Origin of the sequence: Burkholderia aenigmatica (assembly GCF_048627025.1) — a bacterium.
GTDB lineage: Bacteria > Pseudomonadota > Gammaproteobacteria > Burkholderiales > Burkholderiaceae > Burkholderia > Burkholderia aenigmatica.
In genome coordinates this window covers 2,698,645-2,721,725 of sequence record NZ_CP184468.1, presented here as the reverse complement: position 1 = coordinate 2,721,725, position 23,081 = coordinate 2,698,645, and the positions used below count along the sequence as shown (strand labels likewise).

The following is a 23,081-nucleotide window of genomic DNA, read 5'->3' as shown; positions in this document are numbered from 1 at the left end:
TGGTCAGTCAAGAAAGGTCGTTCGGGCAAATCGCTTCGACGCTGCCGGGTGGGCAGGCACGAGCGCGATCGAGCCTTCGCGGCCGGGTGGGCAAAACCGATCAGGCAAAACGTCCATTATGGCGCAGCTGTTCAGCCGGCGCGAGCCGGTTGCGCGGCGGTCGCGACCGCCGAGCGGCGCCCGAGCACCACGGTGGCGATCACCGCGGCCGCGAACAGCCACGTCGACGGCGTCACCGTTTCGCCGAACAGCAGCGCGGAAAAAGCAATCGTGAAGAAAATCTGCAGCAGTTGCACCTGGCCGACGCGCGCGATGCCGCCCATCGCGAGCCCCGCATACCACGCGAAAAAGCCGATGAACTGCGAAAAGAGGGTCACGTAGCCGAACGCGAGCCACGTGCGCAGCGCGAGCGGGCCCGGATGCGCGGCATGCTGCATCCAGGCGAGCCAGCCGACCGGCAACACGAGGAACGGCGCCGACACGACGAGCGCCCAGCAGATCACCTGCCAGCCGCCGATCTGGCGCGCGAGGCGCGCGCCTTCCGCATAGCCGAGCGCGCCGATGCCGACCGCGACGAGCATCAGCGCATCGCCGGCTTGCACGGTGCCGCCGCCGTCGCGCAGCGCGAACGCGATCACCAGCGCGCTGCCGGCCACCGCGCTGGCCCAGAACGCCTTCGACGGCCGCTCGTGCGACAGCCATGCCGCGTACAGCGCGACGAACAGCGGCTGCAGGCCGTTGACCACCGCGCCGTGCGACGCCGGTACCGATTTCATCGCCCAGGCGGAGAACACCGGATACGCGATGATCACGCCGAGCGACGTGATCGCGAGGCTTTTCAGTTGCGCGCGGGTCGGCAGCGGCTCGCGGCGCCACCACAACAGCAGGCCGGCCGGCACCGCGGCGGCGAGCGCGCGGCCGAGCCCGTTGAGCAGCGGATGGAGTTCGGAGACGACGATGCGCGTCATCGGCAGCGTCAGGCTGAAGATCATCACGCCGATGAGGCCGAGCAGCATGCCCCGGGTTTCGCGCGAATTCATGTGAGGGGTGTCTCCGTGTTGCCGGTATTGGTGTAGTCGAGGGGGAGGAGGGCGTTCAGCGCAATGTGCGCGCGCCCTGCGGCGTGTCGAATTCGGCGACGAGCGCGGGCGGGCCGTCGGCGGCCTCGAGGTCGAGCAGGTGGGCGGCACCGAGCCAGTCGAGCTGTTCGCGAAGCGCGTCTGCGCGCGGGTGGACGCCCTTGAGCGCCTTCAGCGCAACGCCGTCGCCCGGCAGCGATTCGGCCGGGTGGTGCGCGCTGTCCCACTGGATCAGCGACGGCAGCAGGCCGTCGCCCGCGTCTTGCCATGCAGGGAACGCGCCGTCGTCAGGCACCGTGAGGCCCCAGCTCAGGTCGCCGCGCCGCATCGCGACGACCGGCGGGATGCGCGTCGGGTACTGGCTCTGCCACAGCGCGAGCTGGCGCGGGCGGTCGACGCGCGCGACCCAGTGCGCGAGAAACGGGCCTTGTGCGAGCCGCGCATGCATGGCCGGATCGTCGAGGCCGAACAGCCGCGCGCGCGGCGGCTTGGCGCCGTCGTCTTGCGCCGGCGCGTCGGGGTCGATCGCGATCACTTCGAGGTAGAGCCCGCCCCACGCGCCGAACAGCGCATTGTGGGTCCGCATCAGCGGGTGGCGGCCGCCGCCGGCCGGTTCGATGCCGAGCGCGTCGGCAACGTGGCGGACGCCTTCGTCGAGGGTGCGCGCGGCGATCACGAGATGGTCGAGTGTCAGGGAGCGGGCTGGCATGAACGTCGGTCGGGAAGCGAAAGTGTCATGGTGGGCAGGCGATGCGCCGGGCGGTGGCCGGACCGGCCGGCGTACCGGCCGCGATGCAGGCCGGTGGGCGCGGTACCCGGTGCGGCGGGGCCAAAGCGGCGGCCGCAGGGTCGCCATGCCGGTCAACTGTAATCGTCGCTACCGGCACAGTAACGGTACAATCGGCGCGATAGCCTTCGGTACAGTTGGAGCTGCCGCCCATGTCCACCGTCCCACTCGCCCAGATTCCCGTGCCGCACGACACGGCCACGCTCACGCTCGTCGACCAGCTGGTCCAGTGGGCGCGGCGGCGCATCGATGAACGCGTGTTCCGTCCCGGCATGCGGATGCCGTCGATCCGCAAGCTCGCGCTCGACAAGAGCGTGTCGCGCTTCACCGTCGTCGAGGCGTACGAGCGGCTCGTCGCGCAGGGCTACCTCGACTCGCGGCGCGGCTCGGGCTTCTACGTGCGCGAGCGCACGGCCGCCGGCCCGCAACCGGCCGACAGCGTCGCACGCGTGGCCGAGGCCGCGCCGGTGCACAACACGATCGACGTCGTTTGGCTGCTGCGTAACATGCTGCACACCGTCAGCCCGGAAAAGGGGCCGGGTCTCGGCTATCTGCCGGGCCGCTGGCTCGACGGCGAGCTGATCACCGGCGCGCTGCGCGCGCTCGGGCGCCAGTCCGGCGCGCAGATGCTCGGCTTCGGTACCGCGCAGGGCTTCCTGCCGCTGCGCCAGCAACTGCAGACGCGTCTCGCCGAAGTGGAGATCGGCGCGAAGCCCGAACAGATCGTGCTGGTGTCGGGGATCACGCAGGCGATCGACCTGATCTCGCGGATCTACGTGAAGCCTGGCGATGCGGTGATCGTCGGCGATCCGGCCTGGTTCCAGATGTTCGGCCGCTTCGCGGCGCAGGGCGCGCAGCTCGTCGGGATGCCGTACACGCCGGACGGCCCCGATCTCGACGCGCTCGAGACGCTCGTGCAGATGTGGCGGCCGAAGATGCTCGTGATCAATTCGGTGTTGCAGAACCCGACCGGCACGTCGCTGTCGGCCGCGCAGGCGTTCCGGATCCTGAAGCTCGCGGAGGCGTACGACTTCCTCGTCGTCGAGGACGACGTGTACGGCGACCTGTGCCCGCCGAGCTATCCGGCCACGCGCCTCGCGAGCCTCGACCAGCTGAAGCGCGTGATCTACCTCGGCAGCTATTCGAAGACGCTCGCGGCGAACCTGCGGGTCGGCTATGTCGCCTGCGCGCCGGAGATCGCGAAGGCGGTCACCGACCAGAAGATGCTGGTCGGGATGACGACGCCCGAGCTGAACGAGCGCGTGCTTTACAAGATCCTGACTGAAGGGCACTACCGGCGCCACGTCGAGCGGCTGCGCGCGCGGCTCGACGGCGTGCGCGACAAGACCGCGCGGATGCTCGAGCGCACGGGGCTCGGCCTCTTCACGATGCCGGCGGCCGGGATGTTCCTGTGGGCCGACACGGGCGTCGATTCGGATGCGCTCGCGGCGGTCGCGCACGAGGCCGGCTTTCTGCTGACGCCGGGCAGCCTGTTTTCGCCGCAGCAATCGCCGTCGACGTGGATGCGCTTCAACGTCGCGAACTGCGGCGATCCGGCGCTGCCGGGGCTGCTGTCGCGTTATATCGATTCGGCCGCGCGCCGCGCGTCGTGACCCTGGGCGGCACGCCGGCCCTTGAAATCGGGCGTGCCGTCCCCAGATACCCGCGCAAACCGCTTGCGCCAGGCGGCAGCCTTTCACGGGCCGGCCGGCATCGCGCGCCACACCATTCAAGTTCAAGTAAGAGGAAACAGCATCCATGGCACATGAAACGATGAGCTTTCAGGCAGAGGTCAAGCAACTCCTCCACCTGATGATCCATTCGCTCTACAGCAACAAGGAAATTTTCCTGCGCGAACTGGTGTCGAACGCGTCCGACGCGGCCGACAAGCTGCGTTTCGAAGGGCTCGCGGACAACGCGCTGTACGAGAACGATCCGAACCTGCGCATCCGCATCGGCTACGACAAGGCCGCGCGCACCATCACGATCGACGACAATGGCATCGGCATGAGCCGCGACGAGGCGATCGCGAACCTCGGCACGATCGCGCGTTCGGGCACCAAGGAATTCTTCACGAAGCTGTCCGGCGACCAGCAGAAGGATGCGGCGCTGATCGGTCAGTTCGGCGTCGGTTTCTACTCGGGCTTCATCGTTGCCGACAAGATCACCGTCGAGACGCGTCGCGCGGGCCTGCCGGCAAGCGAAGCCGTGCGCTGGGAAAGCGCGGGCGAGGGCGATTTCACGATCGACGCGATCGAGCGCACGCAACGCGGCACGACGATCACGCTGCACCTGCGCGAAGGCGAGGACGAGCTGCTGTCGTCGCACCGCCTGCAGTCGATCATCCAGAAGTATTCCGACCACATCGCGCTGCCGATCCTGATGCAGAAGGAAGAGTGGGATCAGGAAAAGGGCGAGATGGTCCTGAAGGACGAGGACGAGACCGTCAACCAGGCGAGCGCGCTGTGGACGCGTTCGAAGAGCGACGTCACCGACGAGCAGTACACGCAGTTCTACCAGCACATCGCGCACGACCACCAGGATCCGCTCACGTGGACGCATAACCGCGTCGAGGGCCGCAGCGAATACACGCAGCTGCTGTTCGTGCCGGCGCACGCGCCGTTCGACATGTGGAACCGCGACTATCGCGGCGGCCTGAAGCTGTACGTGAAGCGCGTGTTCATCATGGACGACGCCGAGCAGCTGCTGCCGCAATACCTGCGTTTCGTGAAGGGCGTCGTCGATTCGGCCGACCTGCCGCTGAACGTGTCGCGCGAGATCCTGCAGGAAAGCCGCGACGTGAAGGCGATCCGCGAAGGCGTGACGAAGCGCGCGCTGTCGATGCTCGAAGAGCTCGCGAACGCGGAAGACGATGCCGGCAAGGAGAAGTACAAGACCTTCTGGGGCGCGTTCGGCCAGGTGCTGAAGGAAGGCCTCGGCGAGGATCACGCAAACCGCGAACGCATCGCGAAGCTGCTGCGCTTCGCGTCGACGCACGGCGACACCGACGCGCAGGACGTGTCGCTCGCCGACTACGTGTCGCGCATGAAGCCCGAGCAGAGCAAGATCTACTACGTGACGGCCGACGCATGGCAGGCCGCGAAGAACAGCCCGCACCTCGAAGTGTTCCGCAAGAAGGGCGTCGAGGTGCTGCTGCTGACCGATCGCGTCGACGAATGGATGCTGTCGTTCCTGCAGGAATTCGACGGCAAGCCGCTCGCGAGCGTGGCACGTGGCGACCTCGATCTCGGCGAGCTGAACGACGAAGAGAAGAAGGCGCAGGAGCAGGCAGGCGAGGCCATCAAGCCCGTAGTCGAGAAGATGAAGGAAGCGCTCGGCGACAAGGTGAAGGAAGTGCGCGTCACGTTCCGCCTGACCGATTCGCCGTCGTGCCTCGTCGCCGACGACAACGACATGAGCGGCTACCTGCAGCGGATGCTGAAGGCGGCAGGCCAGAACGCGCCGGCGATGCAGCCGATCCTCGAGATCAATCCGGAGCACGCGCTCGTGAAGCAGTTGAAGGCCGACAGCGCTGATTTCGGCGACTGGTGCCATCTGCTGTTCGATCAGGCGCTGCTGGCCGAAGGCGGCATGCTCGACGATCCGGCGAGCTTCGTGAAGCGGACCAACGCGCTGCTGCTGTCGCGCGCCGCGTGAACACGCGCCTGCGATTCGACGGCAGGCAGGCTGGCTGGCGCGAGACGCCGCGGCCTGGCTGCACGCTCGACCAGCGCGACTGGCTGACGCGCGGCGGATCGCTGACCGCGCACCTTGCAAGGCTTGGCCGTGTGAACGTGCGCGTGACGCGCGAGGCCGTCGACTGTCCGTGGTTCGACGAGCCGGACGCGGTCGCCAGTGCACCGCGCGCGCCGATGTGGGTGCGCGAGGTGATCCTGTCGGTCGACGGCACGCCGTACGTCGCCGCGCACAGCATCGCGCCGCTCGCGGCCAGCAAGGGCGTGTGGCAGGCCATGCGGCGGCTACGCACGCGGCCGCTGGCGGAACTGCTGTACAGCGATCCGCAGGTCGAGCGTTCGGCGCTCGTCAGCCGGCGCGTGATCGCGGGCCATCCGCTGTTTGCGCTGGCGAGTCATGCGCTCGACGGTGCGCGAGCACCGCACGCGTTCGCCGCGCGGCGCTCGGTGTTCCAGCGTCACGGCAAGCCGTTGATGGTCACCGAGTGCATGCTGCCGGCGCTGTGGCGCCATCTCGATGCGCACGGCGACGGGCCGCGCTCGGGCGGGCCCGGCGGAGGCGCGTGATGCTGCGGGGGTTCCCGCCGGTCGTCGCGGCGAATACGCACACGATGATCCTCGGCAGCTTTCCGGGCGAGGCGTCGCTCGATGCCGCGCAGTACTACGCGCATCCGCGCAACCAGTTCTGGCGGCTGCTCGGCACGGTGCTCGGCGAGCCCGGGCTGCACGAGCTCGCGTACGACGCGCGGCTCGAACGCGTGCTGATGCACGGGATCGGGATCTGGGACGTGCTGGCCGCGTGCCATCGCGAGGGCAGCCTCGATTCGGCGATCCGGCATGCGAAGCCGAACGATTTCGACGCGTTGAGGGAACATGCGCCGTTGCTGAAGCGCGTGTGTTTCAACGGCAAGACGGCAGGGCGGTTTGCAGAGGTGATCGGCGCGGCGGGGTACGACACGCTCGTGCTGCCTTCGTCGAGCCCGGCGAATGCGATGCTGTCGTTCGAGCAGAAGCTGCAGGCGTGGCGCCGGATCGGCACCTGATCGACATACCGCGTTTCGCTTGAGATTCGACCGTCGTTGCCTGGAGACGGGGGAGTCTGACGCTGCCTTCAAGCAGCGAATACGACTTCGATATGCCCCTCGGTGCCCGAATGACGGTCCGGCCCGACGACAATCTGCACATCGCGCCCAAGCTTCGCGAGACATTCCAGCATCTTTGCTTCGCTCACGCCACGAAACTGCCCGCGCAGCATGTTCGACAGCTTCGGTTGCGTCATGCCGAGCACCCGGGCGGCGTGTTGCTGCGTCCACTGCCGCGTCTTGACGATCTCGCCGATCTTGGCGGCGAGTTGCGCCTTCACTTGCATTTCTTCGGCATCACGCATGCCCAGGTCGGCGTATACGTTGCCGCTGCCAGGCTCGATTTCGATCATCACAGTGCTCCTTTTGCGTGGGCTTCGGCTGTTTTCAGACGCTCGCGAACCAGATCGATGTCACGCTTCGGTGTGGCGATGCCGTGGGACGGTTTCTTCTGGAAGCAATGCAGCACATAGACGGCATGCCCCAGCTTCACCGAGTACACGGCGCGGTATGTGCCGTTGTCCTCCGACTCCACGACTTCGAGCACGCCAGCGGATCCGAATCCTTTCAGTGGCTTGGCCTGGTCGTGCTTGCGTCCTGCCTGGGCCAGATACAGCGCGTAGCCGAAGGTGTCCTGCACGGTTTCGGGCATCGCTTTCAGGTCCTTGCGTGCTGAACCGAGCCAGTAGAGCGGCCGGGTGGCGAGATCCGTTGGCAAATTTATACCTATTTGGGTATGCGTTCAAGGTGGAGCAGGCACGGGCAGTTCGGCCTGGAAGTGACGTGCAGAGAGAGCAGGGAGCTAGCGAGCGATGTCGGTACTGTTTCGCGTTCCGCAGGTGTCAAACGGCGAGGAGGTCATGCGATATCCCGATACCTGGCAATGGCTTCCCATTTTTGTATTTGCCCGAGGTGCGCGACAAGTCGGCCATTCGGCAGATGGCAGGCGGGTGCGGGATCGGTAGCGAGGACTTGCCAGCCGCGTGGCATCGCATGGGCCGTCTCGATTCGGCGATCCGCCATCCGAAGTCGAACGATTTCGATGCGCTGAGTGCGCATGCGTCATTGCTGAAGAAGGTGGGCCTTGGCGGCAAGACGGTTTCCGACGATTCGACGGATCGTCGCTTAATCGTCCTTGCCCCAGCGCCACTTCGGCTTTTCGCCTTTCAGCCAGCACACGACCGTGAACGCGGCGACCAACGCGACGATGCATGCCGCGAACGCCAGCGGTGACTGGGCAGGCGACACGTGCGTCGCAACCACCACGATCCCGATCACAAAGAGCAGCAGGACGACCCAGCCTTGCCACGCGACCGGCAACCCCCATCCCCAGCCGTAGCGTTTCGCCGGAAACCAGATCTTCTTGTCGGTCGACTCCATGAGACCTCCTCCTCGCCAGGCGGGCACCTGATCGTATTGTGCGCCGCTATCCGATCCCGGTACGGCGCGCCGGCGGCCATGCCCGCGCCCCTTCATGCGAACGGCGACGAATCGTCCGCCGCCGTTCGCATCGACACATGCGCGCCCGGAACACGACGCTGCGTCAGAACGTGATCGCGGCCTTCACGGACTGGACTGCCGCGCCGTTCAACAGGATGTAGAAGTCCTGCGGCGCCGTGCTGCCGGCGGGCGCGATCGCGAGCGTCGTGCCGTCGCGGATCACGGTCCCGATGTCGATCTGCCCGTTGTTCTGATAGAAGACCCGATACTCTGTCGTCGGCGCATTGAGCGCCGCGTTGGCGACCCATGCACGGACGCCCGCGAGCGTGACGATCTGGCCGTCGCTCAGGTTGTAGGTCTTGTTGTCGGCCGTGCTCGTGTACGGAAAGAAAGTTTCCAGCGTCGATGCCGTCGCGCTGCACGGCGTCGGGGTCGTGCCGGTCGTCTGCGGGGCGGCGCAGTCGCCGGTCAGTACCGTGTCGCCCACCACCTGGCGCGTGACCTTCATGTAGGCGGCGCCCGATTGCCACGTCGCCGGCTTGTTGTACAGCGACGTGCCGTTGATCGTGTTCGTGATGGCGCCGAGCGCGCTGTCGTCGAACAGTTCGGCTGGCGAGCCGGCGATCGTGCCGGACAGCGGCACGATCGTGTAGTTCGTGCCGAGAACCGTCATCGCGGCGGTATGACCGTCGGCGGCGAGATCCGTCAGCTGCACGTTCGCGCCGCTGTAGCTGACCTGTTCCTGCGTGCTCGTCACGACAGCGCCGTTGACGACATAACGCTGGTCGGCCAGTGTCGGCACGGGCAGCGACGCAGAGACCGACGACAGGCCTTTCGTCAACAGCTGAGGTCCGCCGGACGGACTTTGCGTGAGGCTTTGATCTTCCGCATAGAAATAGCTGCCCTGACCGATGCTCACCGATCCGCTGCTCGACGTGGAGATCGACAGTTGCGCGTGCAGGTAGTGCAGCCCGCCGTTGGCGGCCAGCGCGAAGCTTTCGTAGTTCTGCTGGGCGGCGCTGAGGTTGCTGGCGGGCGCACTCGATGCGTTGCTGTCGCCGCCGCCGCCACCGCATGCGGCGAGCAGCAGGGTGCCGGTCAAGGCGGCTGCGTAGCCGGCGTGTGCCAGACGTGCTTTCTGTGTCATGAGGTCTCTCATTTTTGTTTGTAATCCGTAAGATTTAAAGCGCCGCGGCACGTGGCCGACGCGGGAGCATAGCGTGTCGCGGGCGCAGCGACGAGCGACAGGCGGGTCGTTTGAGGTGGCCGCCGGCATGCGCTGATTACGGAATATTTCCGGAGCGGTGCGAGCCGGTCCGTACGTTGGCGCGACGAACGGTGCGTGCGAAGGAATCGGCCCCGCGGCGAGGCTTTTTTCGCACCATCGAGCAGCGGACTTCCGACGAAGTGACACGACGGCAATGGCACCGAAGAGCCGGACGCGTGTCCGTCCGGCGGCAGAATCCCCGCGAATGCTATCCTCTCGTCCGCTAAAACCAGCTTCACCCAGCGAGATTCACACATGACCCGACTGATCAAGCGCGCGTCCGCCGAGGCGCGCGCATCCAAGCGCAGCAAGCCGTCTGCCTACAACGGCTCCGAAAAACTCCAGCCGCCGCGCGTGAAGCGCCGCCCGGAAATCGACGAACACGACGACGTGCCCGTGCTCGAAGCGCCGCGCAAGCCGCGCTTCGCGCCCGTCACGTTCTCGGAAGAGGGCGGCGTGCGCTTCCTGCACTTCGGCACCGAATGGGTGCAGGGCGCGATGCGGATCTCGAAGCCGCTGCATATCGAGCTCGAATACGCGCAGCAGATGATGGCGTGGCTGTTGTTCCTCGAAACGCCCGAGCGGATCGTCCAGCTCGGGCTCGGCACCGGCGCGCTGACCAAGTTCTCGCACCGCTTCCTGCCGCACGCGAAGGTCGAGGCCGTCGAGCTGAACCCGGCTGTGATCGTCGCCGCGCGCACGATGTTCGCGCTGCCGCCCGACGACGCACGTCTCGCCGTGCACGAAGCCGACGCATGGGATTTCGTCAACGATCCGGCCAACCGCGGCACGACGGGCGCGATCCAGATCGACCTGTACGACGCGACCGCGCGCGGCCCCGTGCTCGACAGCGTCGCGTTCTACCGCGCGGTGCGCGGCTGCCTCGCCGATGCGGGCATCGCGACGATCAACCTGTTCGGCGATCATCCGAGCTTCGTGCGCAACATGAAGCACCTGAACGCGGCGTTCGATCACCGCGTGATCGCGCTGCCGGAAGTGCACGACGGCAACCGGATCGCGATCGCATTCTCGGGCCCCGCGCTCGACGTGTCGTTCGCGCAGCTCGACGCACGTGCGAAGCTGATCGAGGACACGCTGAAGCTGCCCGCACGCAAGTGGGTGAAAGCTTTGAAAGAAACGACCGGCGCACGCGACACCGCGTTCGCGATCTGACGTTTCATGCACCGGCGGCATGCCGGTGCAACCGCACGACAAGGGGCGGATCACCTCGGGTTCGCCCCTGCTTGACCGCGTGCCCGCGGCTCCTATACTGGCGCGAAGCCAGGGGAGCCGCAGCCTACCCGTTTTGCGCTCCTCTCGGCGCCGTACCCGCTCAACAAGATCGATAACCGGGAAAGATGAGGAGACGTCATGGCTCATGATGCCGACGCCAACCGGGCCGCCAAGCGCTGGCTCTGGCTGCTGGTCCTGCCGCTGATCGCGATGGTGTGGGTACCGTCGTACAGCAAGATCGAACCGCAATGGTTCGGTTTTCCGTTCTTCTACTGGTACCAGCTGCTGTGGGTCTTCATTAGCGCAGTGATCACCGCGTTCGTCTATTTCAAGACCAAGAACGCGTGGAAGGCGAGCGGTCCGCAGGGAGGTGCGCGATGAATCTCGGCGCAACCTTCGTTTTCGTCCTGCTGTTCATCGGCGTCACGATCATCGGTTTCCTGGCCGCGAACTGGCGGCGCGGCGATCTCGCCCATCTCGACGAATGGGGTCTCGGCGGACGCCGCTTCGGCACGATCGTCACGTGGTTCCTGCTCGGCGGCGACCTCTACACGGCCTACACGTTCGTCGCGGTCCCCGCGCTCGTGTTCGGCGCCGGCGCGATGGGCTTCTTCGCGCTGCCTTATACGATCCTGATCTATCCGTTCGCGTTCGTCGTGTTCCCGAAGCTGTGGAGCATCGCGAAGCGGCACGGCTATGTGACGGCCGCCGACTTCGTCAATGCGCGCTACGGCAGCCGGATGCTCGCGCTCGCGATCGCGGTGACGGGCATCCTCGCGACGATGCCGTATATCGCGCTGCAGCTCGTCGGCATCGAAGTGGTGATCGGCGCGCTCGGCTTCGACACGACCGGCTTCGTCGGCGACCTGCCGCTGATCATCGCGTTCGCGATCCTCGCCGCGTACACGTACACGTCGGGGCTGCGCGCGCCGGCGATGATCGCGATCGTCAAGGACATCCTGATCTACATCACGATCGCCGCGGCGGTCATCGTGATCCCGGCGAAGCTTGGCGGCTTCGGGCACATCTTCGCGAGCGTGCCGCCCGCGAAGCTGCTGCTGAAGGCACCCGACGCGATGAGCCTGAACGGCTACAGCGCATATGCGACGCTCGCGATCGGCTCGGCGCTTGCGCTGTTCCTGTATCCGCACTCGGTGACGGCCATTCTGTCGTCGTCGTCCGGCAACTCGATCCGCCGCAACATGGCGATGCTGCCCGCATACTCGTTCGTGCTCGGCCTGCTCGCGCTGCTCGGCTACATGGCGCTCGCGTCGGGCGTGAAGGACATGCCGCAGTACGCGCCGTACTTCAAGGCATTCGGCCCGAACTTCGCGGTGCCCGCGCTGTTCCTCGAGTATTTCCCGTCGTGGTTCGTCGGCGTCGCGTTCGCGGCGATCGGCATCGGCGCGCTGGTACCGGCGGCCATCATGTCGATCGCGGCCGCGAACCTGTACACGCGCAACATTCACCGCGAGTTCGTGAACCGCAACATGTCGCACGACCAGGAAACGCACGTCGCGAAGCTGGTGTCGCTGATCGTGAAGGTCGGCGCGGTCGCGTTCATCCTCGGGCTGCCGCTGACCTACGCGATCCAGTTGCAGCTGCTCGGCGGGATCTGGATCATCCAGACACTGCCCGCGATCGTGCTCGGCCTGTACACGCGCATGCTCGACCATCGCGGCCTGCTGGCCGGCTGGGCCGCCGGCATCGTGTGCGGCACGTGGATGGCGATCTCGCTGAAGCTGGCCGGATCGATCTTCACGATCCACCTGTTCGGTCTGGCGATTCCCGGCTACGCGGCCGTGTGGTCGCTGATCGTGAACCTGGTGGTGGCGGTGGTGGTGAGCGTGCTGGTGCGCGTGATGGGCATGGCGCATGCGGAGGATCGCACGCGGCCGGAGGACTATTTCGACGTCGTCGAGGGCTGACGCGGATCGCGCCGCGCAATAAAAAAGCCCGCCACCGGCAAGGTGGCGGGCTTTGTCTTTCGTGTCATCCCTGCGCGCGTTTCGCGAGGTCCTCGCGTTGCGACAGGTCTTCGACGTTGACCATCCAGTGCACGCCGAAACGATCCTTCGCCATCCCGAAGCCGAGCGCCCAGAACGTCTTGCCGAACGGCATCGTCACTTCGCCGCCGTCGGCGAGCGCATTGAACAGCTTCTGGCCCTCCTCGACCGTCGCCGGATTCAGCGACAGCGAATAGCCGGCATGCATGCCGCCGCCGGGCTGGCTGCAGTCGCCGTCCGAGCACATGATCATCGAGTCGCCGATCGTGAAGCTCGCGTGCATTACCTTGTCGCCCATCTCCGGCGTCAGCGGGTAGTCGGGATTCGGCGGCGCGTCCTTGAAGTGCATCTTGAACATCGTCTTCGCACCGAGTGCCTTTTCGTAGAACTGAAGGGCTTCGTCGGCGCGACCGTAGAACGTCAGGTACGGTTGAACTTGCATCGCTGTCTCCTGTAATGGGCCGGCCTGCGCATCCGCGCGGGTTCGGCACCGTGCAAGACTGACTGGGAAAGGGGGCATCGGGAGGCGGCCGGCGCACCCGTGACGTGGATTGTAGTGCGCGTGCTTGACGATGGAATGAAAAATAAAAACGGCCGCGAACATGACGTTCGCGGCCGTGTGCGGCGTGCGTGCTGACGGCTGTTGCCAGTGTTGCTGACAGCCGCTGACGCGTGTCGCGGCTCAGCGCAGCGAGTCGATCAGCTTCTCGAGCTTCACCGCATCGGCGGCGAATACGCGGATGCCTTCGGCGAGTTTTTCGGTCGCCATCGCGTCGTCGTTCAGCTGGAAGCGGAACGCTGCCTCGTCGATCGCGACGCGCGCGGCCGGCTTGTCCTGCAGCGCTTCCGGCGACAGCTTGCGCGTGACCGTGTCGTTGCTGTCCTGCAGCTTCTGCAGCAAATCGGGACTGATCGTCAGCAGGTCGCAGCCGGCGAGTTCGGTGATCTGGCTGGTCGTGCGGAAGCTCGCGCCCATCACTTCGGTCGTGTAGCCGAACGTCTTGTAGTACGTGTAGATGCGGCGCACCGACTGCACGCCCGGATCGTTCGCGCCACCATCCTTTTCTTCATTCCACTCCGCGCCGGCCTGCTTCTTGTACCAGTCGTAGATGCGGCCGACGAACGGCGAGATCAGCTGCGCGCCGGCTTCCGCGCAGGCGGCGGCCTGCACGAGCGAGAAAAGCAGGGTCATGTTGCACTTGATCCCTTCCTTCTGCAGCACTTCGGCCGCGCGGATGCCTTCCCACGTCGACGCGAGCTTGATCAGGATGCGCTCGCGGCCGATGCCGGCGGCTTCGTACAGCTTGATGAGCTCGCGGCCCTTGTCGATCGAGCGCTGCGTGTCGAACGACAGGCGCGCGTCGACCTCGGTCGACACGCGGCCCGGGATCAGCTTCAGGATCTCGGTGCCGAATGCGATCAGCAGGCGGTCGATGATGAAATCGGTGCTTTCGTTGCGATGATCGCGGACGGTTTTCTCGAGGATCGGCTTGTACGCATCCTTCTGGACGGCCTTCAGGATCAGCGACGGATTCGTGGTCGCGTCCCGCGGCTGGTATTGCGCAAGCTGCTGGAAATCGCCCGTGTCGGCGACGACGGTCGTGTACTGCTTCAGCTGGTCGAGTGCGGTAGTCATGGCGATTCGGAAGAAGGGCGCAAGGCGCCGGGTTCTCACGGGCCGCGCGAGCGCGGCGGCGAAGCGAAGCGGCGCCGGGCGCCGCCTCCGATCCGCTATTCTAGGCCCGATTCGTGTCGGGCACGTTCTGGCGTGTCCGATGGCCGCAGCGGCGGGCGCCGCGCCGCGTCACGCCGGGCGGCGCGCGTTCAGGATCACCTGTGTGACGATCCCCGCGACGAGCCCCCAGAACGCCGAGCCGATCGACAGCAGCGTGAGGCCCGATGCGGTGACCATGAACGTGACGAGCGCGGCCTCGCGCTGCTTCACGTCCTGCATCGCGTTCGCGAGCCCGCTCATGATCGAGCCGAACAGCGCGAGCGCGGCGACCGACACGACGAGCGCTTTCGGCAGCGCCGCGAACAGCGCGGCGATGGTCGCGCCGAAGATCCCCGCGATCAGGTAGAACGTGCCGCACCACACGGCAGCCGTGTAGCGCTTCGCGCGATCCTCGTGCGCTTCCGGGCCCGTGCAGATCGCGGCCGTGATCGCCGCGAGGTTGACGCCGTGCGAGCCGAACGGCGCGAGCAGCAGCGACGCGAGGCCGGTGGTCGCGATCAGCGGCGACGACGGGGTCTGATAACCGTCCGCGCGCAGTACCGCGATGCCCGGCACGTTCTGCGACGCCATCGCGACGACGAACAGCGGAATGCCGATGCTGACGATCGCCGCGATCGAGAAGGCCGGCATCGTGAACACGGGCTTCGCGAATGCAATGTGGAAACCGCTGAAGTCGAGCAGGCCGAGACCGCCGGCGACGGCCGTGCCGACGATCAGCGTCGTCACGATCGCGTAGCGCGGCGCGAGCCGCTTGACGATCAGGTACGTGAAGAACATCGCGAGTACGAGCGCGGTCTGGAACTGCGCGGCGCGGAAGATCTCGATGCCGATCTCGAACAGGATGCCCGCGAGCAGCGCGGCGGCGATGCCGGCGGGAATCTTGCGCATCAGCGTGTCGAACAGCCCGCTCACGCCGACGGCCGTCAGCAGCACCGCGCAGACGACGAATGCACCGATCGCCTCGGGGTAGGGCACGCCGGGCAGCGATGCGATCAGCAGCGCGGCACCGGGCGTCGACCATGCGACGACGACGGGCGCGCGAAAGCGCAGCGACAGGCCGATCGTCGTCAGCGCCATGCCGATCGACAGCGCCCAGATCCACGACGAGATCTGCGCATCGGTGAGGTGGGCGGCGCGGCCGGCCTGGAACATCAGTACGAGCGAGCTCGTATAGCCCGTCATCATCGCGACGAAGCCGGCGACGAGTGCCGAGACGGAGGTATCGGCAAAAAAGCGGCGGCCGCCGGCGCGGCTGGCGCTCGCGGTGGGCGAGGGGTTCATGCTATCTCCGGGGAAGGCCGCTCGGACGCGGCCTTCGTGTCTGGGTGGGTGTCGTTACTTGCTGAGTGCGCGCATCGCGGTTTCGAGGCCCGCGAGCGTGAGCGGATACATGCGATGGCCGAGCAGGTCGCGGATCACCGCGACCGACTGCCGGTATTCCCATAGCCGCTCGGGCTCCGGGTTCAGCCATGCATGATGGGGGAACTGGTCGGCGAGGCGGCGCAGCCACACGGCGCCGGCTTCCGGGTTGTTGTATTCGACCGAGCCGCCGGGCTGCAGCACTTCGTACGGGCTCATCGTCGCGTCACCGACGAAGATCAGCTTGTAGTCGGGCGTGAACTTGTGCAGCACGTCCCACGTCGCGGTGCGTTCCGAGTGGCGGCGGCGGTTGTTCTTCCACAGGTGGTCGTACACGCAGTTGTGGAAGTAGAAGAATTCCAGGTGCTTGAACTCGGCCTTCGCGGCCGAGAACAGCTCTTCGGTGCGCTTGATGTGGTCGTCCATCGAGCCGCCGACGTCGAGCAGCATCAGCACCTTCACGTTGTTGTGGCGCTCGGGCACCATCCGCAGGTCGAGCCAGCCCGCGTTCGCGGCGGTGCTGCGGATCGTGCCGGGCAGGTCGAGCTCCTCGGCCGCGCCTTCGCGCGCGAAGCGGCGCAGCCGTCGCAGCGCGACCTTGATGTTGCGCGTGCCGATCTCGACGGAATCGTCGTAGTCGCGATACGCGCGCGCCTCCCACACCTTCACCGCGGTACGGTTGCCGTTCGACGGGCCGCCGATGCGCACGCCTTCCGGGTTGTAGCCGCCGTGCCCGAACGGCGACGTGCCGCCGGTGCCGATCCACTTGTTGCCGCCTTCGTGGCGTTCCTTCTGCTCGTCGAGCAGTTCCTTCAGGCGCTCCATCAGCTTGTCGAGCCCGCCCATCGCCTCGATCTGCGCCTTCTCCTCCGGCGACAGCTCGCGCTCGAGGCGCTTTTCGAGCCAGTCGAGCGGAATGTCGAAGGCTTCGGACGGCAGGGACGACACGCCGTGGAAATACGCGCCGAACGCCTGGTCGAACTTGTCGAAGTACTGCTCGTCCTTGACGAGCGTCATCCGCGCGAGGAAGTAGAACGCGTCGATCGACGGCGAGATCAGCCCGGCCTTCAGCGATTCGAGCAGCGTCAGGTATTCCTTCACCGAGACGGGCAGCTTGGCTGCGCGCAGCGCGTAGAAGAAATTGAGCAACATGGCCGGGCCTTCGCGGATGGGGAGAGGATTACCGGTTGTGCCGGTTCATGTAGACGAGCCGTTCGAGCAGGCTCAGGTCCTGCTCGTTCTTCAGCAGCGCGCCCGCGAGCGGCGGCACGATCTGCTTCGCGTCCACGCCGCGCAGCGCGTCGGCCGGGATGTTCTCGGCGAGCAGCAGCTTCAGCCAGTCGAGCAGTTCGGACGTCGACGGCTTCTTCTTCAGGCCCGACACGCCGCGCAACTCGAAGAAACTCTCGAGCGCCGCGCGCAGCAGCTCCTCGCGGATGTCCGGGAAATGAACCGCGACGATCTTCTGCATCGTCGCCGGGTCGGGAAACTGGATGTAGTGGAAGAAGCAGCGGCGCAGGAACGCGTCGGGCAGCTCCTTCTCGTTGTTCGACGTGATGATGACGAGCGGGCGGTGCTTCGCGCGCACCGTTTCGCGTGTCTCGTACACGTGGAATTCCATCCGGTCGAGCTCGCGCAGCAGGTCGTTCGGGAATTCGATGTCGGCCTTGTCGATCTCGTCGATCAGCAGCACGGTCGGGCGCTCGGCGTCGAACGCCTGCCACAGCACGCCCTTGACGATGTAGTTCGAGATGTCCTTCACGCGCTCGTCGCCGAGCTGCGAGTCGCGCAGCCGCGACACGGCGTCGTATTCGTACAGGCCCTGCTGCGCTTTCGTGGTCGACTTGATGTGCCACTGCAGCAGCGGCATCTCGAGGGCCGCCGCGACTTCCTCGGCGAGCATGGTCTTGCCGGTGCCGGGCTCGCCCTTGATCAGCAGCGGGCGTTGCAGCGTCAGCGCGGCATTGACCGCGAGCTTCAGATCGTCGGTGGCGACGTAGTGCGAGGACCCTTCGAAACGCATGGCGGCGCTCTTCTCAATCGGGAAAAAAACCCAGTATAAGTCAGAAGGGCTGTGCGGTTGGGCCGCGCCCGCGTATCGTTGCGGGACTGCGGCGGGGCGAAGCGGGGCGCCTTATGGACGCGTTCCCCGCCGACGCGGTACAATCTGGCCGTTTTTTTTGGCCTGCGTGGCGATCCAAGAAGCAAAACGGCGCGGGCCGTTGCCGCTTTGGCGCCAGTTTCCCCTCAAGCTAGGTTACAAGAGCTATGAACAAATTCGTCGGCAAACACGTCGTTGTCGCAGCGCTCGTGGCGCTCGCGGGCAGCGCGCAGGCGGCCGGTGTGGTCGGCAACCCGAAGGACGGGGCGAGCAAGGCCGCCATGTGCATCGGTTGCCACGGCATCCAGGACTACCGCGCGGCGTACCCGGAGGTCTACCGGGTGCCTGTCCTCGGCGGCCAGAACCAGCAATACCTCGAGAACGCGCTGAAGGCCTACCGCAAGAAGGATCGTCACTTCCCGTCGATGAATGCGATCGCCGGTTCGCTGACGGACCAGGACATCGCGGATCTGTCGGCGTACTACGCCGCCCAGAAGGCCGACTCGAAGGACAACCCCTACAAGTAAGCGCGCGCCGCCGATCTCTCCGGCGGGACAGGAGCATTCATGAACAACGCATTCAAGACGGCGGCGGTTGCACTGGCGGCCGGCCTCGCGATCGGTACCGCGCACGCGGCGGACACCACGAAGGGCAAGGAACTGGTCGAGTCGCACAACTGCGCGGCCTGCCACGGCGCGCAGATGAACAAGCCGATCAACGCCGAATATCCGCGCCTCGCCGGCCAGCATGCCGACTACCTCGTGTGGGCGATGCGCCAGTACCAGATGGGCCTGACGAATCCGCTGCTCGGTCGCAACAACGCGATCATGCAGGCACAGGTGCAGAGCCTGTCGGTCAGCGACATGAAGGACATCGCGGCCTACATCGAGTCGCTGAAAGAAACCGATCTCGTGTTCAAGAAGTAAGCGCGACGGGCCCGACGGGCTCGCGCAGCAAAAATACCCCGCCGAGGCGGGGTATTTTTTTGTCCGCGCGCCGGCGCCCGTGGGCCGGTGCCGCGGCGCTCAGTCGCGTGATGCGCGGCGCAGGATGCGCTGCAGGTACGCGTCGGTATCGGGCGGCGTACCGGTGCGCTGCGCTTCCCAGATCGTCTCGCCGAGGCATTCCATGATCGAATGCTGCGCTTCGTGGGTCGAGTCGAGCTTCGCCGCCAGCTTGTCGTGCGCGGCGCGGATGCCGGGCGGCTGGTCGATCGACAGCTGCTCGCTGATCGCGAGGTGCATCGACAGGTGCAGGAACGGGTTCGTGCGGCCTTCCTCCGGCGTGTACTCGCGCGCGGTCGCGCCATCGGCGTCGGCGAGGTCGTCGTGGTATTCGGGATGCTCGACGATCCAGTCGGCTGCAATCGCTTCCAGCGGCGTCAGGATCTCGCCGGCGCGCTGCTTGCGCCAGGTCTCGGTGAAAAAGCGACGCACATCGTCGCGGCTTGGATTGAACATGATGGGGAAACGTCGTGATTCGGACGGCGTGATGCCGCGTCGCGCATTGTACGCCGGGTCGGCGGACGGTGCTGGCGGCGGGCGCGGAGCGGGTTGTGCGGCCGTCAGTGGCGGCAGTGGCGGTCGCCCGCGGGCCGCGCGGGTGCGCGACGCGGGCCGGTGATCGGCGCCCGCCACCGGCGCCTGGGAACGGGTAAGCGCGGGCTAGGCTCGCCGCTGTCGCGCCGTTACACTCCGACGATTTCCGTCGCCACGCCGTTTGTGCCCGTTCCGTCATGACCGCCACCGCCCGCCCGTCGTCCACCGCCCTGCAGGGCACGCTCTACGTCGCGTTGTCCGCCGCTGCGTTCGGCGCGATGGCGATCTTCGGCCGCTACGCGTATGCGGCCGGTGTCGACGTGCTCGGGCTGCTGATCGTGCGCTTCGCGATCGGCGGCGCGGTGCTCGCCGCGATCGCACGGCATCGCCGCGTCGCGTGGCCGCGCGGGCGCGCGCTCGCACCGCTCGTGGCGATGGGCGCACTCGGCTACGTCGGGCAGTCGTTCTGCTATTTCAGCGCGCTTCAACACGCGCAGGCGAGCCTCGTCGCGCTGCTGCTGTACCTGTATCCGGCCTTCGTCACGCTGCTGGCCGCGTGGTGGCTCGGCGAGCGCCTCACGCGCGCGAAGGCCGTCGCGCTCGTGCTGTGCATCGCGGGTTCGGCGCTGATGGTCGGGGGCGGGCATGGCGAGCCGCTCGGGATCGCGCTCGCGCTGGCCGCCGCGGTGATCTATTCGCTGTACATCGTCGGCGGCACGAAGGCGACGCGCGGCGTCGATCCGCTCGCGACTACCGCGATCATCTGCCTGTCGGCGACCGCGACGCTCGTGGCGATCGCCGTCGTGCGGACCGCGGCGTTCGGTGCGCCGCCGCGCTGGCCCGCGACGGCCGGAGGCTGGGCGTCGATGCTCGCGATCGCGCTCGTGTCGACGGTCGCCGCGATGCTCGCGTTCTTTGCCGGGCTCGAACGGCTCGGGGCCGCACGCACGTCGATGCTGTCGACGCTCGAACCGGTCGTGACGGTCGCGCTCGCGGCGCTGCTGTTCGGCGAAGCGCTGTCGCCGCTGCAGTGGGCGGGCGGGGTCGCGATCCTTGCAGCCGTGCTGGCGCTGGTGCGCGCGGGCGGTGCGGCGGCTGACGACGCGACCGCGACGTCCAACGCGTAGTCAGGAAGGGGGAAAGCGGGGCGGCGGCGCGGGTGACTACGCGCGGTCGCGGCTGCGGCTTGCAGGCGGAACCACCCCCGATAGGGTGTACATCGAGCGTCCGGCCGCATGGTGCCGGGCGGTCTGCGACACGTCAGCCGCAGTTGCGCGTCACTCGTTCGGCGGCGGTGTCTTCGGCCTGAATTCGCACAGCGGCTCGATCACGCAGTGCCAGCATTCGGGCTTGCGGGCCTTGCACACGTAGCGCCCGTGCAGGATCAACCAGTGGTGCGCGTCCTGCAGGAATTCCTTCGGCGTGAACTTCTCGAGCGCGGCCTCGACGGCCCGCACGTCCTTGCCCGGCGCGAGCCCCGTGCGGTTCGCGACGCGGAAGATATGCGTGTCGACGGCGATCGTCGGCTGGCCGAACGCGGTGTTCAGCACGACGTTCGCGGTCTTGCGGCCGACGCCCGGCAGCCCTTCGAGCGCTTCGCGATCGGCCGGCACCTCGCCGTCGTAGCGGTCGAGCAGGATCCGGCACGTCGCGACCACGTTCTTCGCCTTGGTCCGGTACAGGCCGATCGTCTTGATGTACTCGGTGACGCCTTCTTCACCGAGTGCGACGATTTGTCGCGGGGTGTTCGCGACCGGAAACATCTTCCGCATCGCCTTGTTGACCGATACGTCGGTCGCCTGCGCGGACAGCATCACGGCGATCAGCAGCTCGAACGGCGTCGAGTATTCGAGCTCGGTGGTCGGATGCGGATTGAGGCTCTGCAGCGTTTCGTAGATCGCGCGTCGTTTGCTGGCGTTCATGGAGCGTTCTGGTCGGGCGGTGCGGACGGGCCGCCGGGGCCGTCGTTGCCTGCGTCGTTCTCTTCGTCGTTGCCGCTCGCGGGCGCCGCTTCGGCGTCGCGTTGGGCCTGCTGTTCGGCGAGCCGTTGGCGGCGCGCCTCGGCCGCGTCGATCTGCGCCTGGACGGCTGCGCTCACGCCTTCGGTGTTCTTCGGCCCGGCGCCTTGCCCGGACAGCTCTTCCTTTTTCTTGCGCGCGCGTTCGAGCGCGGCGGCGATGATCGCGCGCTTCTTCGCTTCGGCGTCGTCTGCGGCCGGTGCGGCGGCCGGCGTGCTGGAGGGCGTGCCGGACGGCGTTTCCGCTGGTGCCGCAGCCGGCTTCGCGGCACTGGCCGCGCGGCGTGCGGCCGCGCGCGCTTCGGCGGCCTCGCGTTCGCGGCGCTGGCGCGCAAGCCGCAGGTCATGGTGCGCGCGGGCGGCGTCGGCCTGTTCCTGCGACCACGCGTCCCAGCCGGTGCGATCGCCGGTCACCGGCAGCATCGCGATGCAGTCGACCGGGCAGGGGGGCACGCACAGGTCGCAGCCGGTGCACAGCGACTTGATGATCGTGTGCATCTGCTTCGGCGCGCCGACGATCGCGTCGACCGGGCACGCCTGCATGCACAGCGTGCAGCCGATGCACAGGCTTTCGTCGATGAAGGCGACCGCGCGCGGATGCTCGCTGCCGTTGACGGGGTTCAGCGGGATCACGGGTTTGCCGAGCAGGTTCGACAGGCGCGCGATGCCCTCGGCGCCGCCGGGCGGGCACTGGTTGTAGTTCGCGTCGCCGGCGGCGATTGCCTCGGCGTACGGGCGGCAGCCGTTATAGCCGCACTTCGTGCATTGCGTCTGGGGAAGCAGATCTTCGATGCGATCTGCGAGTGTTTTGGAGTCGGTCACGGTGACAACGGGCGCAGCGGCGCCGAATGGCTCTCGGCCACGTCGGGCGCGGCCGGAAAGGTTTGCCAAAGCTCGATTATCGCCGATTTCCCGCATTGCGCTGGACGCCGTCTGTGCGCATAATCGAACCGCTTTTTTGCAGGGGCTCAGCAGGAGGGCGGCCGCCCACGGCGCGCCCGTTCCAGGGCGGCCGGCGCCGAGGCGGTGGGGGTGCCGGTCCGGATCACGCGGCTCACATAGCAAAACGCCACATGAATCAGCCAAAAATCAAAAGAGATCCTGAAGGTACGCGCCGCCGCATCCTGATGGCGGCAGCCGAAGAGTTCGCGAGTGGAGGGCTGTTCGGCGCACGCGTCGACCAGATCGCGCGCCGGGCCGAAACCAACGAGCGCATGCTCTATTACTACTTCGGCAGCAAGGAGCAGCTGTTCACGGCCGTGCTCGAACACGCGTTCTCGGCGCTGACCGAGGCCGAGCGTGAGCTCGATCTCGACGGCGTCGCGCCGGTCGAAGCCGTCACGCGGCTCGCGCATTTCGTTTGGGACTACTACCGCGACCATCCGGAGCTGCTCAGGCTCATCAACAACGAGAACCTGCACGAAGCGCGCTACCTGCACAAGTCGACGCGGATCCGCGAGATGATGTCGCCGATCGTCGCGAAGCTCGGCAACGTGCTGACGCGTGGCCAGAAGGCCGGGCTGTTCCGGACCGACGTCGATCCGCTGCGCTTCTACGTGACGCTGTCGGGGCTCGGCTACTACATCGTGTCGAACCGCTTCACGCTCGCCGCGACGCTCGGCCGCGACTTCACCGACACCGACGAGCGCGCCGAGATGGTCCGGATGAATACCGAGGTGCTGCTCGCGTATCTGCTGCGGCGCTGATGGGCTGACCGGGCCGTAGCGGCCGCCGGATGTAAA

The 23,081-nt window shown here is 66.9% G+C and carries 25 protein-coding genes; 11 read left to right on the top strand and 14 right to left on the bottom strand.

Translation table 11 applies throughout. From position 1 onward, the window contains the following. Positions 1–131: 131 nt before the first annotated feature. Positions 132–1,040, bottom strand: a complete 909-nt coding sequence (locus tag ACN8ZM_RS12725) for a DMT family transporter (protein ID WP_039370357.1) — start codon at positions 1,038–1,040, stop codon at positions 132–134. A 55-nt stretch (positions 1,041–1,095) separates the two neighbouring features. Next, entirely contained in the window at positions 1,096–1,788 is a 693-nt protein-coding gene (locus ACN8ZM_RS12720) for a VOC family protein (protein WP_420210072.1), read from the bottom strand. A gap of 230 nt (positions 1,789–2,018) precedes the next feature. On the opposite strand from ACN8ZM_RS12720, the gene ACN8ZM_RS12715 reads away from it, so the two are divergent. From ACN8ZM_RS12715 to ACN8ZM_RS12700, 4 genes are all read left to right on the top strand, one after another. After that, complete coding sequence (locus tag ACN8ZM_RS12715; protein WP_043189062.1) at positions 2,019–3,479, top strand: PLP-dependent aminotransferase family protein; 1,461 nt, start codon at positions 2,019–2,021, stop codon at positions 3,477–3,479. A 145-nt stretch (positions 3,480–3,624) separates the two neighbouring features. Next, the gene (htpG, locus tag ACN8ZM_RS12710) at positions 3,625–5,523 is read left to right on the top strand and encodes a molecular chaperone HtpG (RefSeq protein WP_420210071.1); all 1,899 of its coding nucleotides are present in this window, start codon (positions 3,625–3,627) and stop codon (positions 5,521–5,523) included. A gap of 8 nt (positions 5,524–5,531) precedes the next feature. After that, complete coding sequence (locus ACN8ZM_RS12705; RefSeq protein WP_420210999.1) at positions 5,532–6,128, top strand: chorismate--pyruvate lyase family protein; 597 nt, start codon at positions 5,532–5,534, stop codon at positions 6,126–6,128. Beyond that, positions 6,128–6,604: a DNA-deoxyinosine glycosylase gene (locus ACN8ZM_RS12700; protein WP_420210070.1), complete on the top strand. Its 477-nt coding sequence runs from the start codon at positions 6,128–6,130 to the stop codon at positions 6,602–6,604. The genes ACN8ZM_RS12705 and ACN8ZM_RS12700 overlap by 1 nt, the downstream gene beginning before the upstream one ends. Positions 6,605–6,672: 68 nt before the next feature. On the opposite strand, the gene ACN8ZM_RS12695 is transcribed toward ACN8ZM_RS12700, so the two are convergent. The 4 genes from ACN8ZM_RS12695 to ACN8ZM_RS12680 form a co-directional block, all read right to left on the bottom strand. Continuing rightward, positions 6,673–6,996, bottom strand: coding sequence for a helix-turn-helix domain-containing protein (locus ACN8ZM_RS12695; RefSeq protein ID WP_089451002.1), 324 nt, complete (start codon positions 6,994–6,996; stop codon positions 6,673–6,675). Further along, positions 6,996–7,295, bottom strand: coding sequence for a type II toxin-antitoxin system RelE/ParE family toxin (locus ACN8ZM_RS12690; protein WP_420210998.1), 300 nt, complete (start codon positions 7,293–7,295; stop codon positions 6,996–6,998). The genes ACN8ZM_RS12695 and ACN8ZM_RS12690 overlap by 1 nt, the downstream gene beginning before the upstream one ends. Before the next feature lie 473 nt (positions 7,296–7,768). After that, positions 7,769–8,023: a hypothetical protein gene (locus ACN8ZM_RS12685; RefSeq protein ID WP_043189053.1), complete on the bottom strand. Its 255-nt coding sequence runs from the start codon at positions 8,021–8,023 to the stop codon at positions 7,769–7,771. A gap of 163 nt (positions 8,024–8,186) precedes the next feature. Further along, positions 8,187–9,230, bottom strand: a complete 1,044-nt coding sequence (locus ACN8ZM_RS12680) for a hypothetical protein (protein ID WP_420210069.1) — start codon at positions 9,228–9,230, stop codon at positions 8,187–8,189. A gap of 375 nt (positions 9,231–9,605) precedes the next feature. On the opposite strand from ACN8ZM_RS12680, the gene ACN8ZM_RS12675 reads away from it, so the two are divergent. The 3 genes from ACN8ZM_RS12675 to mctP all read left to right on the top strand — a co-directional run bounded on the left by ACN8ZM_RS12675 (position 9,606) and on the right by mctP (position 12,511). Continuing rightward, the gene (locus tag ACN8ZM_RS12675) at positions 9,606–10,523 is read left to right on the top strand and encodes a spermidine synthase (protein ID WP_089450999.1); all 918 of its coding nucleotides are present in this window, start codon (positions 9,606–9,608) and stop codon (positions 10,521–10,523) included. 198 nt (positions 10,524–10,721) lie between these two features. Continuing rightward, entirely contained in the window at positions 10,722–10,964 is a 243-nt protein-coding gene (locus tag ACN8ZM_RS12670) for a DUF3311 domain-containing protein (protein WP_011657556.1), read from the top strand. Beyond that, on the top strand, positions 10,961–12,511 hold the full coding sequence (gene mctP, locus ACN8ZM_RS12665; protein WP_043189048.1) for a monocarboxylate uptake permease MctP: 1,551 nt from the start codon (positions 10,961–10,963) through the stop codon (positions 12,509–12,511). The genes ACN8ZM_RS12670 and mctP overlap by 4 nt, the downstream gene beginning before the upstream one ends. 64 nt (positions 12,512–12,575) lie before the next feature. On the opposite strand, the gene ACN8ZM_RS12660 is transcribed toward mctP, so the two are convergent. The 5 genes from ACN8ZM_RS12660 to ACN8ZM_RS12640 all read right to left on the bottom strand — a co-directional run bounded on the left by ACN8ZM_RS12660 (position 12,576) and on the right by ACN8ZM_RS12640 (position 17,706). After that, positions 12,576–13,031 (bottom strand): VOC family protein, encoded by a 456-nt coding sequence (locus tag ACN8ZM_RS12660; RefSeq protein WP_089450997.1) that lies wholly within the window; start codon positions 13,029–13,031, stop codon positions 12,576–12,578. Positions 13,032–13,271: 240 nt separating this feature from the next. Then, on the bottom strand, positions 13,272–14,225 hold the full coding sequence (tal, locus tag ACN8ZM_RS12655; RefSeq protein ID WP_043189043.1) for a transaldolase: 954 nt from the start codon (positions 14,223–14,225) through the stop codon (positions 13,272–13,274). Positions 14,226–14,393: 168 nt separating this feature from the next. After that, the gene (locus ACN8ZM_RS12650; protein WP_122945960.1) at positions 14,394–15,605 is read right to left on the bottom strand and encodes a benzoate/H(+) symporter BenE family transporter; all 1,212 of its coding nucleotides are present in this window, start codon (positions 15,603–15,605) and stop codon (positions 14,394–14,396) included. Positions 15,606–15,659: 54 nt separating this feature from the next. Continuing rightward, complete coding sequence (locus ACN8ZM_RS12645; protein ID WP_175022425.1) at positions 15,660–16,835, bottom strand: vWA domain-containing protein; 1,176 nt, start codon at positions 16,833–16,835, stop codon at positions 15,660–15,662. A gap of 28 nt (positions 16,836–16,863) precedes the next feature. Then, positions 16,864–17,706 carry an AAA family ATPase gene (locus ACN8ZM_RS12640; RefSeq protein ID WP_043189037.1) on the bottom strand — a complete coding sequence of 281 codons (843 nt, stop codon included), beginning with the start codon at positions 17,704–17,706 and terminating at the stop codon, positions 16,864–16,866. 245 nt (positions 17,707–17,951) lie between these two features. On the opposite strand from ACN8ZM_RS12640, the gene ACN8ZM_RS12635 reads away from it, so the two are divergent. Both ACN8ZM_RS12635 and ACN8ZM_RS12630 read left to right on the top strand, forming a co-directional pair. Further along, on the top strand, positions 17,952–18,311 hold the full coding sequence (locus ACN8ZM_RS12635; protein WP_043189035.1) for a c-type cytochrome: 360 nt from the start codon (positions 17,952–17,954) through the stop codon (positions 18,309–18,311). Between the two features lie 39 nt (positions 18,312–18,350). Continuing rightward, the gene (locus ACN8ZM_RS12630; RefSeq protein ID WP_011352792.1) at positions 18,351–18,710 is read left to right on the top strand and encodes a c-type cytochrome; all 360 of its coding nucleotides are present in this window, start codon (positions 18,351–18,353) and stop codon (positions 18,708–18,710) included. A 99-nt stretch (positions 18,711–18,809) separates the two neighbouring features. On the opposite strand, the gene ACN8ZM_RS12625 is transcribed toward ACN8ZM_RS12630, so the two are convergent. Next, positions 18,810–19,244 carry a DUF1841 family protein gene (locus tag ACN8ZM_RS12625; protein ID WP_043189033.1) on the bottom strand — a complete coding sequence of 145 codons (435 nt, stop codon included), beginning with the start codon at positions 19,242–19,244 and terminating at the stop codon, positions 18,810–18,812. 275 nt (positions 19,245–19,519) lie between these two features. Between ACN8ZM_RS12625 and ACN8ZM_RS12620 the strand changes: the two genes are divergently transcribed. Further along, entirely contained in the window at positions 19,520–20,449 is a 930-nt protein-coding gene (locus tag ACN8ZM_RS12620) for a DMT family transporter (RefSeq protein ID WP_205824213.1), read from the top strand. A gap of 150 nt (positions 20,450–20,599) precedes the next feature. Here the strand turns inward: ACN8ZM_RS12620 and nth are convergent, their stop codons facing one another. After that, positions 20,600–21,244: an endonuclease III gene (nth, locus tag ACN8ZM_RS12615; protein WP_011352789.1), complete on the bottom strand. Its 645-nt coding sequence runs from the start codon at positions 21,242–21,244 to the stop codon at positions 20,600–20,602. After that, positions 21,241–22,161 carry an electron transport complex subunit RsxB gene (gene rsxB / locus ACN8ZM_RS12610; RefSeq protein ID WP_420210068.1) on the bottom strand — a complete coding sequence of 307 codons (921 nt, stop codon included), beginning with the start codon at positions 22,159–22,161 and terminating at the stop codon, positions 21,241–21,243. The genes nth and rsxB overlap by 4 nt, the downstream gene beginning before the upstream one ends. Before the next feature lie 251 nt (positions 22,162–22,412). On the opposite strand from rsxB, the gene ACN8ZM_RS12605 reads away from it, so the two are divergent. Continuing rightward, positions 22,413–23,045 carry a TetR family transcriptional regulator gene (locus tag ACN8ZM_RS12605; protein WP_043189021.1) on the top strand — a complete coding sequence of 211 codons (633 nt, stop codon included), beginning with the start codon at positions 22,413–22,415 and terminating at the stop codon, positions 23,043–23,045. Positions 23,046–23,081: the final 36 nt, after the last annotated feature.

What these genes read in the sequence shown, in the direction of transcription:
- ACN8ZM_RS12725 (WP_039370357.1), bottom strand. Translation starts at nt 1,040, where the DNA reads ATGAATTCGCGCGAAACCCGGGGCATGCTGCTCGGCCTCATCGGCGTG.
- ACN8ZM_RS12720 (WP_420210072.1), bottom strand. Translation starts at nt 1,788, where the DNA reads ATGCCAGCCCGCTCCCTGACACTCGACCATCTCGTGATCGCCGCGCGC.
- ACN8ZM_RS12715 (WP_043189062.1), top strand. Translation starts at nt 2,019, where the DNA reads ATGTCCACCGTCCCACTCGCCCAGATTCCCGTGCCGCACGACACGGCC.
- htpG (WP_420210071.1), top strand. Translation starts at nt 3,625, where the DNA reads ATGGCACATGAAACGATGAGCTTTCAGGCAGAGGTCAAGCAACTCCTC.
- ACN8ZM_RS12700 (WP_420210070.1), top strand. Translation starts at nt 6,128, where the DNA reads ATGCTGCGGGGGTTCCCGCCGGTCGTCGCGGCGAATACGCACACGATG.
- ACN8ZM_RS12695 (WP_089451002.1), bottom strand. Translation starts at nt 6,996, where the DNA reads ATGATCGAAATCGAGCCTGGCAGCGGCAACGTATACGCCGACCTGGGC.
- ACN8ZM_RS12690 (WP_420210998.1), bottom strand. Translation starts at nt 7,295, where the DNA reads ATGCCCGAAACCGTGCAGGACACCTTCGGCTACGCGCTGTATCTGGCC.
- ACN8ZM_RS12685 (WP_043189053.1), bottom strand. Translation starts at nt 8,023, where the DNA reads ATGGAGTCGACCGACAAGAAGATCTGGTTTCCGGCGAAACGCTACGGC.
- ACN8ZM_RS12680 (WP_420210069.1), bottom strand. Translation starts at nt 9,230, where the DNA reads ATGACACAGAAAGCACGTCTGGCACACGCCGGCTACGCAGCCGCCTTG.
- ACN8ZM_RS12675 (WP_089450999.1), top strand. Translation starts at nt 9,606, where the DNA reads ATGACCCGACTGATCAAGCGCGCGTCCGCCGAGGCGCGCGCATCCAAG.
- ACN8ZM_RS12670 (WP_011657556.1), top strand. Translation starts at nt 10,722, where the DNA reads ATGGCTCATGATGCCGACGCCAACCGGGCCGCCAAGCGCTGGCTCTGG.
- mctP (WP_043189048.1), top strand. Translation starts at nt 10,961, where the DNA reads ATGAATCTCGGCGCAACCTTCGTTTTCGTCCTGCTGTTCATCGGCGTC.
- ACN8ZM_RS12660 (WP_089450997.1), bottom strand. Translation starts at nt 13,031, where the DNA reads ATGCAAGTTCAACCGTACCTGACGTTCTACGGTCGCGCCGACGAAGCC.
- tal (WP_043189043.1), bottom strand. Translation starts at nt 14,225, where the DNA reads ATGACTACCGCACTCGACCAGCTGAAGCAGTACACGACCGTCGTCGCC.
- ACN8ZM_RS12650 (WP_122945960.1), bottom strand. Translation starts at nt 15,605, where the DNA reads ATGAACCCCTCGCCCACCGCGAGCGCCAGCCGCGCCGGCGGCCGCCGC.
- ACN8ZM_RS12645 (WP_175022425.1), bottom strand. Translation starts at nt 16,835, where the DNA reads ATGTTGCTCAATTTCTTCTACGCGCTGCGCGCAGCCAAGCTGCCCGTC.
- ACN8ZM_RS12640 (WP_043189037.1), bottom strand. Translation starts at nt 17,706, where the DNA reads ATGCGTTTCGAAGGGTCCTCGCACTACGTCGCCACCGACGATCTGAAG.
- ACN8ZM_RS12635 (WP_043189035.1), top strand. Translation starts at nt 17,952, where the DNA reads ATGAACAAATTCGTCGGCAAACACGTCGTTGTCGCAGCGCTCGTGGCG.
- ACN8ZM_RS12630 (WP_011352792.1), top strand. Translation starts at nt 18,351, where the DNA reads ATGAACAACGCATTCAAGACGGCGGCGGTTGCACTGGCGGCCGGCCTC.
- ACN8ZM_RS12625 (WP_043189033.1), bottom strand. Translation starts at nt 19,244, where the DNA reads ATGTTCAATCCAAGCCGCGACGATGTGCGTCGCTTTTTCACCGAGACC.
- ACN8ZM_RS12620 (WP_205824213.1), top strand. Translation starts at nt 19,520, where the DNA reads ATGACCGCCACCGCCCGCCCGTCGTCCACCGCCCTGCAGGGCACGCTC.
- nth (WP_011352789.1), bottom strand. Translation starts at nt 21,244, where the DNA reads ATGAACGCCAGCAAACGACGCGCGATCTACGAAACGCTGCAGAGCCTC.
- ACN8ZM_RS12605 (WP_043189021.1), top strand. Translation starts at nt 22,413, where the DNA reads ATGAATCAGCCAAAAATCAAAAGAGATCCTGAAGGTACGCGCCGCCGC.